Below are 12000 nucleotides of genomic sequence, written 5' to 3' on the forward strand. Positions count from 1 at the left end.
CATTAACGCCTTTTTTTCTCTTTCTTAGCAGGCGATAGCAGTTTAATTCTTAACTTTTCCTCTATAAAATATATTAAACGCCCAACCTGAAAAATAATAAAGGTTGAGTGATTGATCGCATAAGATTTTCCTAACGCTTTACCGCCGACTGTCAATGCAGCAACAACACTTGTGAAGATAATTGTAATCAAGTACTCGAGATTTGAGCCATTATCATTACCCATTGAAAGCGTGAGCTCTACCACAACTGCAGCAGATGCTGTACCACTAACTATACCAGATATATCCCCAATTACGTCATTGCAAAAGTTCGCTACACGATCAGCGTTTCTTGTTATTAGAATAGCATGTCTTGCACCTGGCACTTTTTCTGAAGCCATTGCGTGAAATGGAACTTCTTGAGCCGCTGTGGACGCTACTCCGATAATATCAAAGATAACACCTGTTAACACGATTAAGAAGACGATTCCCATCCCGATGCCCCACGAAACACCGTTAAGGAGGGCAGAAGAGACAACTGTAAAAATAGCCGCTAACACAAGAGTGATAACGGCAATGCTTGTACTCCATTTAAGTGTTTTAGAAAAGGAATGCTTCATGCATAACTCCTTCTTTTTTGGTAACTTTATGTAATAAGGAGTGGTCACCTTATTAAGTAAAGACTGCGGCTTAGGTCCAGTAGGTTTTCCCAGAAGAGTACGAAATGTCGCCATATTCGCGGTTTCCCTTTACTCTCTTCTTAACGCTGTCACCAAACGTTAGACTAGATTACCACTTAGTCCGCACTATAATCCCTAACAGGTGTCTAGGTAGCAGAACAGTCTAGGAGTTTTCCTCAACAGCCCTTTGCACATTCCCTAGCCTCTTTTGCAGAGTAGATTTCATATGGCATAAAGCTCAAAATCAGCGGCCAACCGATACAGGCTTTTCACACCATAATCCCCTCTAGCACCACTCAAGGCAGGCTACGCTGCTCGCCTTTTCTTTTCCTGAAAATCAAGAAAAGCGGCAAAGCAGGTTCAAACCCCATTTCGCAGTAAGGTCTTTTGAACGCAAACCGCAAATATGGGGGCCTCCGCGGAAGAAGGGTCATCGCCCACATGCCATTGTGGATCGCCCTTCAACCTTAACTCCCAGCGTTAACCCAAGGCTGGGCGCCTCAAGCCAACACAAGGAACTTCATCGATGTGCCCTTTGGCGGATTTTTAGGCCCGCCTTCAGGAACGGGGGGCTGACTAGAATACTGCACCACTCCAAAGCAAATAATATCATATCATACTTCCAATTGCTCAACAATCTCTTAGTGATTTCTTTTTATAATGTAGTCCGCAATCGAAGCTAATATGCCTGTATTTCTATTGATTTTACCTAAATGTTCCAAAGAAATACGAATATGATTTTCCATTTCTTTTTGTGCTCCATCAAGACCCAGCAATTTCGGATATGTTGTCTTCAGATTTGCCTCATCACTGCCAATCGGTTTGCCAAGCTCATCCTGATTGCCCGTTATATCCAAGATATCATCTTGAATTTGAAATGCGATTCCAATATGCCGAGCATAGAGCTGTAAAGCTAAAAGCTCCCCTTCAGTCGCGTCAGCCGCAATTCCACCAGTTAAAACAGAGCACTCCAGCATTTTTCCTGTTTTCTTTTCATGAATGCTCTCAAGCTCTTTGAGAGAAAGTTCTTTGTTTTCCCCTTCAAGATCTTCTACTTGGCCGCCAACCATTCCTTCTGCACCTGCTGCACGAGAAAGAACAGAGAGCAATCTGACTTTTTGTTCCGCATTAAGGAAAACATTCTCTGTAACCATAGAAAAACTTTCTGTTAAAAGGGCATCTCCTGCCAAAATGGCTTGCGCTTCTCCAAACACTTTATGGGAAGTGAGCTTTCCTCTTCTATAATCATCATTATCCATAGATGGAAGGTCATCATGAATAAGAGAATATGTATGTACAAACTCAATGGCACAAGCTGCATCTAGAACAAATTCAGGATCTTTTTGAAAGGATTCCATGACTGCAAGTGCTAATATGGGGCGCAACCTTTTTCCTCCTGCAGAAATGGAATACAGCATAGAATCTTTTAAGGTTGCCGGAGCATTAAGGCTATTGAGATAATCAATCATCCTATCTTCTACTAATTGTTTCTTAACCTGAAGATATTGTTCAAAATCAATCAATGATCTTCCTCCTGGATGACGTATGGTTCTTCCTTCCCATCTTCATGCATGATTGTATCCATTTTCTTCTCAACGTTTTTAAGCTTTGTATGACAAAGCTTTGAAAGCTTCATACCCTGCTGATAAAGATCAATACTTTCTTCTAGCGGAACATCACCTTGTTCAAGTTTCTCAACAATTTCTTCAAGCTGTACCATTGCATCTTCAAATGTTAATTTTTTTCCGTTTATCAGCCATTGCTTAAAGAACCTCCGTTCCAGTGATATGACAATCAATCTGCCCATCTTTAAGTTTTATCGTTAACGACTCGCCAGAATTTACTTGTTTTACTGACTTGACGAGTTCGTTTTTTCCTTTTTTATAAGTAAGACTGTATCCTCTATCCATTATAGCTAACGGATTTAATGAGGACAGCCTTGAAATTTTATTGGAAAAATTCGTTTGGTGCTGTCTTACATGTCTGTTTGTTTCTTTAATTAAGTTCTTATGAAGCACATTCACTTTTTCATTTGCTTTTTGCAGCTGGCCAGCTGGCGAGAATAGAGCTAGCTGACGCTGAACCTGAGTTAATTCCCTCTGATGCTCTCCAAGAAAGGTTTCTGCCGTTCTTTTCAGCTTATCTAAATATCTGTCTAGTTCCTGTTCCTTCTGCTTGACAAGCTGAGTCGGATATTTAAAAGCATAAGATTTCTGCAGACGGTTTAAGTGGTGCTGATGTCCAGCTATAAAATCAGCCATAACTCTTTTCAGTCTTACTCTTCTTTGGTGCAGACTGTCTCCGAGTTCATCCAAATGCGGAACAGCTAACTCTGCTGCTGCAGTTGGAGTAGGTGCTCTTAGATCAGCTACAAAATCTGCAATCGTAAAATCTGTTTCATGACCAACCGCAGAAATAACCGGTAATCGTGAAAAATAAATAGCGCGTGCTACGATTTCCTCGTTGAATGCCCACAACTCCTCGATCGAACCCCCGCCACGACCGACAATCAATACATCAGCGTCACTTAATTCGTTTGCTTGTTCAATAGCACGAACAATTGATGGAGCTGCACCCGGCCCTTGTACCAGAACTGGAAACAGTGTAACGGTCGCTAAAGGAAAGCGGCGTTTTATCGTAGTAAAGATATCCCTGACCGCAGCTCCTGTTGGTGATGTGATAACACCTATTCTTTTTGGAAACTTTGGCAGCAGCTTCTTCCGTGAAGCATCAAAAAGCCCTTCACGTTCTAGCTTGTTCTTCAATGCTTCATACGCTAAATAGAGATTCCCTACACCATCCTGCTGCATCGATCTTGCATAAAGCTGATATTGTCCTTGTGGTTCATATACGGAAAAGGAACCTTGGATCAAAACATTCATGCCTTCTTTTGGCTTGAAGTTTAAATATTTATTATTTCCTGCAAACATAACTGCACTGACTCTGCTATTTGCGTCTTTTAAAGTGAAATACAAATGACCTCTGCTATGCAGCTTAACATTTGACAATTCACCTTTAACCCATACATCCTGCAGGTTGCCGTCATTTTCAAATAATCGTTTAATATATCTGGTTACAGCAGATATTGGTACATACCGATCGTTTTGCATTAGTGAACTTCCTTTGTCTTCTTTCTCCATTTTGATGCAAGCACAGTGTTGTTCATCAGCATCGTGATCGTCATTGGACCTACCCCGCCAGGAACAGGAGTGATATGTTTTGCTTTTGGCTTAATTGCTTCAAAATCAACATCTCCGCATAATTTACCGTTCTCAAGACGGTTTACACCTACATCAATAACAACGGCACCAGGTCTAACCATATCTTCTGTAATAATGTTCGGTTTTCCTACTGCGGCGATTAATATATCGGCTTGCAGCGTTTGTGCTGACAGATTCTTTGTTCTTGAATGACAAAACGTTACGGTTGCGTTCTCTTGCAAGAATAGCTGTCCTGCAGGTTTTCCTACTAAGTTGCTTCTGCCTACTACAACAACATGCTTTCCAGAAATCTCTTCACCTGTCTGTTTTACCATCTCTAATATACCAAGCGGTGTACATGGAATAAACGCATGCTCATCACCAGCATGCATTCTTCCGATATTTATAGGATGAAAGCCATCAACATCTTTTTCAGGCAGAATTGTTTCAATAACTTTTGATTCACTTATATGTGAGGGTAAGGGGAGCTGAACAAGAATTCCGTCGATTTGTTCATCATTGTTAAAGGATTGAATGCAGTTTAACAAATCATTTTCAGAAATGGACTCGGGCAATTCAGTTAATACTGAGTGCATTCCAAGTTCTTTGCATGTTCTTTCTTTTGCAAGAACATATGAACGTGATGCAGGGTGATCGCCTACTAGAATAACAGCCAGTCCAGGGACATTTCCTTCCAGCTTCAGTTCCTGTATCTCTCTAGCTAGCTGCTCTCTTATCTCTTTTGCAATTTGCTTTCCATCTAATACAGTCATTCTAGGTCCCCCTCAAAAATTATTATTTTTTCCGGATATCTGAGATTATCTTACCTAATACACCATTAACGAAGCGGCCGGCTTCCTCACCGCCAAATATTTTAGCAATTTCTATCGCCTCATTCAGTGTTACATTCTTCGGAACTTCTTCCATGTAAAGCCATTCATAAGCTGCCATTTGCAGAACTACCCGTTCTACATTAGCAAGTCTTGAAAAGCTCCATTTTTCTAAATAAGGAGTTAAGAATTTTTCAATCTCTGTTTTATTTTCAACGGTTCCATTCACGATCTCATTTAGAAAATCATCTGATGGTTCTCCTTCTAATACATGCTCCATTGCTTCTTCAACACTAATGTCACTCACTTCAATTTGAAAAAGCGATTGAAAGGCTTTTTCTCTAGCAAGTCTACGTTTCATAATTCGACTTCCTTTCTATATGCGAACAATTTCTAACTAGCATAATACCATATTCGGACGAGTGGTTACAATCCGAACATTTAACACTAAATCCCTTCGAAACATTCAGTTTTTTAATTATAAAAGACAGCTATTACATACATTGTTGCTCATGGAAGGAGTTGATTTCCGTTCCAGGTGTTCGCTTTCCGCTTCAGGGTAGTATTCTTGCGCCTGCGTCTACAAGGAATTTCTACCGACGTAAGCATCCTCGTCGCATGCCTAGCAAGAAGCTTCTCATGTGGTAGGCACGCACCTTGCTCTTCAATCAACTTGTCAATGAAGAGAATTAAATATGAACCAATAGCAACAATCTTTTAGAGAAGACCTTAGAAAAAAGTATTTCTAAAAAAAACCAAAGAAAAAAATCAAAGGAGGAATCCCCCTTTGATTTCTGTATCAATCTACTTCAGGTGCTTCATACTGTTTTTCTTTGGAGTCGAATTGAACGCCTACCACAAAAACATTAATGTCTGTTGCTTCAAGAGCAGTCATATCTAATAATGCCTGTCTGACATAATCTTGAATTTTTTGAGCAACATCTGGAATCGCAACGCCATATTTCATAGAGACATAAATATCGATTGAAATTCCTGACTCTGACAGCTCTACTTTAACGCCTTTACCGTGTGTTTTCTTTCCAAGCCGCTCTACAACCCCACTTGCAAAGCTTCCTCTCATTGACGCTACACCTTCAACATCTGAAGCTGCAATACTTGCAATAACTTCAATTACTTCAGGTGAGATTTCAACTTTACCTAACTCTGATGAATAACTCTCCATCTCAAATGATAGTTCATTCATTTTATGCACCTCCATTGTTATTCACTTTTTGAAGTTAAATCATGATTTTCTAAAAACTTAGTATTAAAGTCGCCATTCACAAATGTTTCATGGTTTAAAAGACGCAGATGGAAAGGAATGGTCGTGTGGACTCCTTCAATAACAAATTCACTTAATGCGCGCTTCATACGATTGATTGCTTCTTGTCTAGTGTTTCCATAAGTGATTACCTTAGCAATCATAGAATCGTAGAATGGCGGTATTGTATATCCAGGATACACGGCTGAATCAACGCGGACCCCAAGTCCGCCTGGAGGCAGATACATGTCAATCTTTCCAGCAGAAGGCATAAAGTTCTTTTCCGGATTCTCTGCATTTATTCTGCATTCGATCGACCATCCATTAAACTCAATATCTTCCTGTGTATATATTAATTTTTCGCCTGATGCCACTTTGATCTGTTCTTTTATGAGGTCAATTCCCGTAACCATTTCTGTTACAGGATGCTCAACTTGAATACGTGTGTTCATTTCCATGAAATAAAATTCACCGGTATTATGATCAAAAATAAACTCAACAGTACCGGCACCGGAGTATTGGACGGCTTCAGCGGCTTTAACAGCTGCTTCTCCCATTTCTTGGCGTTTTTCCGGACTTATTGCTGGAGATGGCGTTTCTTCTAAAAGCTTTTGCAAGCGTCTTTGAATACTGCAGTCTCTTTCTCCTAAATGAATAACATGTCCGTAATTATCTGCAAGAACTTGTATTTCTACATGACGGAAATCTTCAATGTATTTTTCGATATAAACACCTGGATTACCGAAAGCAGTTGCAGCTTCTTGCTGAGTAATTGCAATACCCTTTAATAGTTCAGCTTCGTTTTTGGCTACTCGAATACCTTTCCCTCCGCCGCCGGCAGTCGCTTTAATAATGACGGGATATCCAATTTTATTGCTTAATTCAATGGCTTCTTCCTTGTCCCTGATTATCCCCTCTGACCCGGGAACGATCGGAACACCTGCATCTGCCATTGTTGCTCTGGCAACATCTTTAATCCCCATCTTGTTGATGGCTTCTGAACTAGGGCCTACGAATGTTACATTGCATTCCCTGCAAAGCTCAGCAAAATCGGCATTTTCAGCTAAGAATCCGTATCCTGGATGAATAGCATCTGAACCTGTCAATGTAGCGACACTCATAATATTTGTGAAATTTAAATAACTGTCTTTTGAAGCAGTAGGTCCGATACAATAAGCCTCATCTGCCAAACGGACATGCAATGCATCCTTGTCAGCTTCTGAATAAACGGCTACCGTTTCAACACCTAGTTCTTTGCATGCTCGAATAATCCGTACTGCAATCTCACCACGGTTTGCTACTAATAGCTTATTAATCATCGACATACCCTCCTATTCTGCTTTCACGAGGAACAGAGGTTGTCCATATTCTACTAGTTGTCCGTTCTCCACCAATACTTTTACAATTTCACCGTTCACTTCGGATTCAATTTCATTAAACAATTTCATAGCTTCAATGATACAGACGACGCTGTCTTTAGATACTTGGTCTCCAGGTTTAACAAAAGGATCATCTTCTGGAGAAGAAGCCGAGTAGAATGTACCAACCATCGGTGACACTACTTTATGTAATGATGCATCTTCTTCTGCAGCCTTTGTTTCTTGCTGAACTTCCGGACTAGCCTTTACCGGTTCTGCAGCAGGAGCTGACTCTCTTGCAGGTGGTGCTTGATTCACTACTGGCTGAACAGGTACTTCTTCTGTTTGGTATGAAACAGCAGTTCCTGCATTCTTTTTAAGAACGATTTTTGAACCGTCATTTTCATATTTGAATTCATTAATACTTGATTTGTCGATAAGTTTAATTAGTTCTCGGATTTCTTGTATTTTTAGCATAAAATCTCGACTCCTTTAAACAATCCTATTCAGGTTTATTTTTGGTTTAGCACCTTCTATTGTGACTAGGTCTTAACAAAAGTAATATACCATAATTCTTTTTTCATGGATACATTACTTTCATGTACAAATTTAATAGTACACGATTCGTAAATAGATTGTAAGCGATTACCGCTATGAATACTTTAATATTCTATTTTTACCTATAAAAAATAAATACAAACCGGGTTCCTATCTTTTCTGTCAAATCATTTTGCTTGTTGCTCTTATTTGACTAGTTGATAGAAGCAGAGAACTTAGGCAACTAAACTTACAAAATGCTCTTTTTGTTGCTTAAAGCTCTTTCTATTCTCATCATTTGCAAGTTGACTGGAGCGCAAGGTGCGAGACTCCTACGGGACGAGCGGTCAGGTGGAGACTCCTAATGGCGCAAAGCGGCAGGAGGCTCACCGCACGCCCCGTGGAAAGCGAGCAGCCTGGAGCGGAAATCAACTACTTTCAAAAGCATCAATGTATGTGAAAAGCAACCTTATATAAACGACTTATTCAAAATATAACACGAAATGCCACAAAATAAAAAAAGCCGGAATCAATCCGGCTTCATTTTATTTTGCTGCATGATATTCTACAGCTACTGTTTTGCTGTTGCCCAGGTGTTCGTTTGCTAAATTCATAATCTCAACAACTTCTTTTTTGGATAGTTTATCCGCTTTTACAATAACTTTAATCTCATTATTCATCGTGCTTACTAATGCATCTTTAAAGCCCATTGATTTAATTAGCGTTTCGAGAGTTGCTTCTTTCATTGTAAGTGACTGCAGTTCTGTCATTTTAGCCCATGCTTCCGCCTGTACTTCTGCAGACGCATCTTCTGATCCTGCTACAGCAACATAATCAGCACTCATCTCGTCACGAACTTCATCACGTTCTAAACGAAGGGCTGTAAACATATCATCGTTTGCAACTCCTGAAACTGTTGCATCCTTACCAGATTTTTTACCTGCCTCCAAGTAGGCAAGATCATCAGTTCCACCTGGTGCGGTAATGTAATACACTGACAATACAATAATCAGGCTAAGCATTGTTAAAAGCCAAACTGTTTGTTTTTTAAGTAACATTCTTTTAATCCCCCTCGTATTTTTTTGGTACCACAGATACATTGTGGCTGCCGATATCAAATACTTTTGTTATCACATCGATGATCATTGCTTTTGTTTGCAGATTTTCTGCACCTTGAGCTACAACCGCTATACCTCTTATTTTTGGTTTTTCAGTTGTTATTACAATAGGTTCTTCTTTTCCATCGTTTTGAACGATTACGATCTTTTCTTCTGTTTTTTGATCTTCAATCGTCCGTTTTCCTCCACTTTTATCTGTCTCTGATGTTGTTTGCCTTTGAATGTTTTCGTCGGTTGCAACTTCTTTTCTCTCCGTTGTTTCGAGTTCTACATAGACCGAAGCACTCTCCACTCCTTGGATCTGCTCTAACAGATCTTTCAGCTGATTTGCATATCTGTCTTCATAAGATCGAATGTTCTTGTTGGTGACTTCTTTTGAATCTTTGAAGACCGTTTCTGATTCATTCGATTGTTTGTTGAGAGAAAGTGTTTGCATGGAAACATTTTTAGCAGGGGAGTCAATTATTTTACTTATAAACATAAGCGCTATTCCCAACAGAAGCAGTACAAGTAAGTATTTTTGTTTATTCCCTGCTTTATCACTTAGCTGCAGCCATTTTTTTATCTGTTCCCAAAATGAATGTTTCATTGGGATGACTCCTCTCCCCCTTTCATTTCCACCTCAAGCTGCTGTGCATCTAGCTGCCATTGGCTGGCCAAGAACTCAACTATCTCTTCAGGAACTCCATCTTTTTCAGCTTGGCCACTCTTTTCAGAAATACTCACTTCCACTTCTGATACTTCTGAGACACCAGCCGATTCATGATGGTTAGCTAGTACTACCTTTACACCTGTAATATCTTCAGGCTTTAAAGACTCCGTACCGCTATTCGTGTGGATTTGAAGATCGACTATTTCTAATTCATACGTCTTATTCAACTCCTCCTGAACTTTCTCTTTCATTGGGACAGCCATTTGCTCTAATATATATGCACGTTGTGCGCCTTGTATTTCACTTTTATTTTTTTCTATCGAATTTTTTATTTCATTTTCTTTCGCAGCAGCTGGCAGATCCATAGCTTGAAACACTTGATCCATATCAGAATTTAATAGTTTAAATAATGGAGACAGCATTGCAAGCAAGATAAGTAGGCCGATTACCATTTTGATATAACTCTGAAATTGGTTGCCGGGCAATAAGAGCTCGATGACCCCTGCGAGCAAAACGAGTACAATAATATTTGTGATCCATTCAGTTAAGAATCCCAATTTTAACGCCTCCTACCGAACCATCAGTGTGACATTGCCAGCAGCAATTATGATGGTTATCGCAAGGAAAAACATGATAGACACCGTCATTAGGGCTGCAAAGATAAACATGACACTTTTGCCGATAATTCCTAAACATTCTACGATTGGTCCTCCGCCAAGAGGCTGCAGCAAGGCAGATGCCATACTGTAAATGAAAGCTAAGATTAAAACTTTAATAGCAGGGAAAATTGCAATCATCAATAAAAGCGCCGCACCAATAATTCCTATAGAATTCTTGAGAAGTATCGAAGCACTCATGACGGTGTCGGTTGCGTCAGTAAACATTCTTCCTACTACCGGAATAAAATTGCCCGTAATAAATTTTGCAGTCTTTATTGTAATTCCATCAGCTACTGCTGCTGTTGCCCCCTGAACACTCATGACTCCTAGAAAAACGGTAAAGAAGAATGCTAGTGAGCCTATGCTGATATTTCTAAGCAGCTTTGCTAACTGAGTAACTTTGTGATGCTCAGACATTGTAGAGACAATACTTAACAAAGCAGATAAAAAAAGCAGAGGAAGTACAAAATTTTTAATGAGCAGTCCGCTCGTGTTAACTAAAAATAAGATGACTGGATGGAAAAAGGCGACAGAAGCTATACTGCCTACAGTTGCCATCAAAGCTAGAAGGAGAGGGATAAGTGCAATCATAAAACTGAGCATGGTGTCTATCGCTTCTACAGCATATGAGATGGCGACATGAAAACTATTAAGTGCCAATATGATCAGAACCATATAGATAATCGCATAAGCAACCTTAGATATTGCTGATTTATCGAATGCATTTTGAATGGACTGCAATAGCATGCTAAACACCGTCAGTAAGATCAAGGTGCCGAGAAGTTTTCCATGAACAGCCATTTCATGAAACATAAATTTAATAAGACCTATGAAATACGCTTTTATAGAGAATTCTTTATCCCCTTTTACAAATTCAAAAAAAGTACCTTTTTGGCTTTCTGGCAAGAAGCCCCCGTATTTATTAGAGACACTGTCCCAAAAATCTTTAATTTCATCAAGCTGCATAGATGAGATCTGATGCTCTACTATCTCAGACGTGATTGATTCAGCGGAAACAGAAGCATGGCTGCCGAAAGTTATTATTATTACAAATATGAGTACAAAAAAGCTTGTCCGCGTCATACTTCTTCTCATCCTTACGACCCGCTTTCTTATTTGGGAATAAGCGTCAGCACGGTTTCAATAATTACCGTTAAAATTGGGATTGCCATAACTAAAATTAATATCTTTCCTCCAAGCTCTATCTTTGATGCAATTGCACCTTGACCAGCATCTCTCGTAATCTGAGCTCCAAATTCTGCAATATAAGCAATTCCAATAATTTTTAAGAGTGTTTCAACATAAATCATATTTACATTGGCATTAACTGCGAGTCTTTGAAGCATCGTAATAACCTGTCCGATCTTATCAATCAGGAATAAAAAAATTCCCGCACCTACCATTAGGGTGATCAAAAATGCAAAATTCGCTTTCTGCTCTTTCAGGACTAAGGCTAAGAAAGCTGCGACCAGTCCAAAACCAACGATTTGGATAATTTCCAATTGGTCTCCCTCCTTAGTTCTGGAACAAAAAGACTCCTTTTACTTTCTGGAAAAGATCATCAAGCAGCGTGATCACCATGAATAAAGCCACCACAAACCCCAATAAAGTCACCCAATGTGCATAATCTTCTTTCCCAATCATTTTTAAGACCGTATGCAGCATAGCCACAATTATTCCTAAACCAGCGATTTGAAACACTGCGTTAACATCAAGTCCCATGTAA

15 protein-coding genes are annotated in these 12000 nt (G+C 39.6%); all 15 read right to left on the reverse strand.

Annotated features, from left to right (window positions below; all coding sequences use genetic code 11):
- Positions 1–2 precede the first annotated feature (2 nt).
- Positions 3–599 carry a hypothetical protein gene (locus tag UN64_RS17550; protein ID WP_077365269.1) on the reverse strand — a complete coding sequence of 199 codons (597 nt, stop codon included), beginning with the start codon at positions 597–599 and terminating at the stop codon, positions 3–5.
- Between the two features lie 701 nt (positions 600–1300).
- Positions 1301–2179: a polyprenyl synthetase family protein gene (locus tag UN64_RS17555; RefSeq protein ID WP_425590129.1), complete on the reverse strand. Its 879-nt coding sequence runs from the start codon at positions 2177–2179 to the stop codon at positions 1301–1303.
- Positions 2179–2415 carry an exodeoxyribonuclease VII small subunit gene (locus UN64_RS17560; protein ID WP_281249481.1) on the reverse strand — a complete coding sequence of 79 codons (237 nt, stop codon included), beginning with the start codon at positions 2413–2415 and terminating at the stop codon, positions 2179–2181. Before UN64_RS17560 ends, UN64_RS17555 begins: the two co-directional genes overlap by 1 nt.
- A gap of 7 nt (positions 2416–2422) precedes the next feature.
- Positions 2423–3769, reverse strand: a complete 1347-nt coding sequence (gene xseA / locus UN64_RS17565; RefSeq protein ID WP_077365273.1) for an exodeoxyribonuclease VII large subunit — start codon at positions 3767–3769, stop codon at positions 2423–2425.
- On the reverse strand, positions 3769–4632 hold the full coding sequence (gene folD, locus UN64_RS17570) for a bifunctional methylenetetrahydrofolate dehydrogenase/methenyltetrahydrofolate cyclohydrolase FolD (protein WP_077365275.1): 864 nt from the start codon (positions 4630–4632) through the stop codon (positions 3769–3771). The genes xseA and folD overlap by 1 nt, the downstream gene beginning before the upstream one ends.
- Positions 4633–4654: 22 nt before the next feature.
- Positions 4655–5050 (reverse strand): transcription antitermination factor NusB, encoded by a 396-nt coding sequence (nusB, locus tag UN64_RS17575; protein ID WP_077365277.1) that lies wholly within the window; start codon positions 5048–5050, stop codon positions 4655–4657.
- A gap of 438 nt (positions 5051–5488) precedes the next feature.
- The gene (locus UN64_RS17580; protein ID WP_066290809.1) at positions 5489–5893 is read right to left on the reverse strand and encodes an Asp23/Gls24 family envelope stress response protein; all 405 of its coding nucleotides are present in this window, start codon (positions 5891–5893) and stop codon (positions 5489–5491) included.
- 17 nt (positions 5894–5910) lie between these two features.
- A complete protein-coding gene (gene accC, locus UN64_RS17585) occupies positions 5911–7269 on the reverse strand; it encodes an acetyl-CoA carboxylase biotin carboxylase subunit (RefSeq protein WP_077365279.1) in 1359 nt (452 codons plus the stop codon).
- 12 nt (positions 7270–7281) lie between these two features.
- On the reverse strand, positions 7282–7785 hold the full coding sequence (gene accB, locus UN64_RS17590) for an acetyl-CoA carboxylase biotin carboxyl carrier protein (RefSeq protein WP_077365281.1): 504 nt from the start codon (positions 7783–7785) through the stop codon (positions 7282–7284).
- A 605-nt stretch (positions 7786–8390) separates the two neighbouring features.
- A complete protein-coding gene (locus UN64_RS17595) occupies positions 8391–8903 on the reverse strand; it encodes a SpoIIIAH-like family protein (protein WP_077365283.1) in 513 nt (170 codons plus the stop codon).
- A 4-nt stretch (positions 8904–8907) separates the two neighbouring features.
- Positions 8908–9552, reverse strand: coding sequence for a stage III sporulation protein AG (spoIIIAG, locus tag UN64_RS17600; protein ID WP_077365285.1), 645 nt, complete (start codon positions 9550–9552; stop codon positions 8908–8910).
- Positions 9549–10172, reverse strand: a complete 624-nt coding sequence (gene spoIIIAF, locus UN64_RS17605; RefSeq protein ID WP_077365287.1) for a stage III sporulation protein AF — start codon at positions 10170–10172, stop codon at positions 9549–9551. The genes spoIIIAG and spoIIIAF overlap by 4 nt, the downstream gene beginning before the upstream one ends.
- 12 nt (positions 10173–10184) lie before the next feature.
- Complete coding sequence (spoIIIAE, locus tag UN64_RS17610) at positions 10185–11357, reverse strand: stage III sporulation protein AE (protein ID WP_171978962.1); 1173 nt, start codon at positions 11355–11357, stop codon at positions 10185–10187.
- Positions 11358–11386: 29 nt separating this feature from the next.
- A complete protein-coding gene (gene spoIIIAD / locus UN64_RS17615) occupies positions 11387–11776 on the reverse strand; it encodes a stage III sporulation protein AD (RefSeq protein WP_077365291.1) in 390 nt (129 codons plus the stop codon).
- A 13-nt stretch (positions 11777–11789) separates the two neighbouring features.
- On the reverse strand, positions 11790–11996 hold the full coding sequence (gene spoIIIAC / locus UN64_RS17620; RefSeq protein ID WP_066290831.1) for a stage III sporulation protein AC: 207 nt from the start codon (positions 11994–11996) through the stop codon (positions 11790–11792).
- Between the last annotated feature and the right edge of the window lie 4 nt (positions 11997–12000).

Source organism: Fictibacillus arsenicus (assembly GCF_001999465.1).
Taxonomy (GTDB): Bacteria; Bacillota; Bacilli; order Bacillales; family Fictibacillaceae; genus Fictibacillus; species Fictibacillus arsenicus.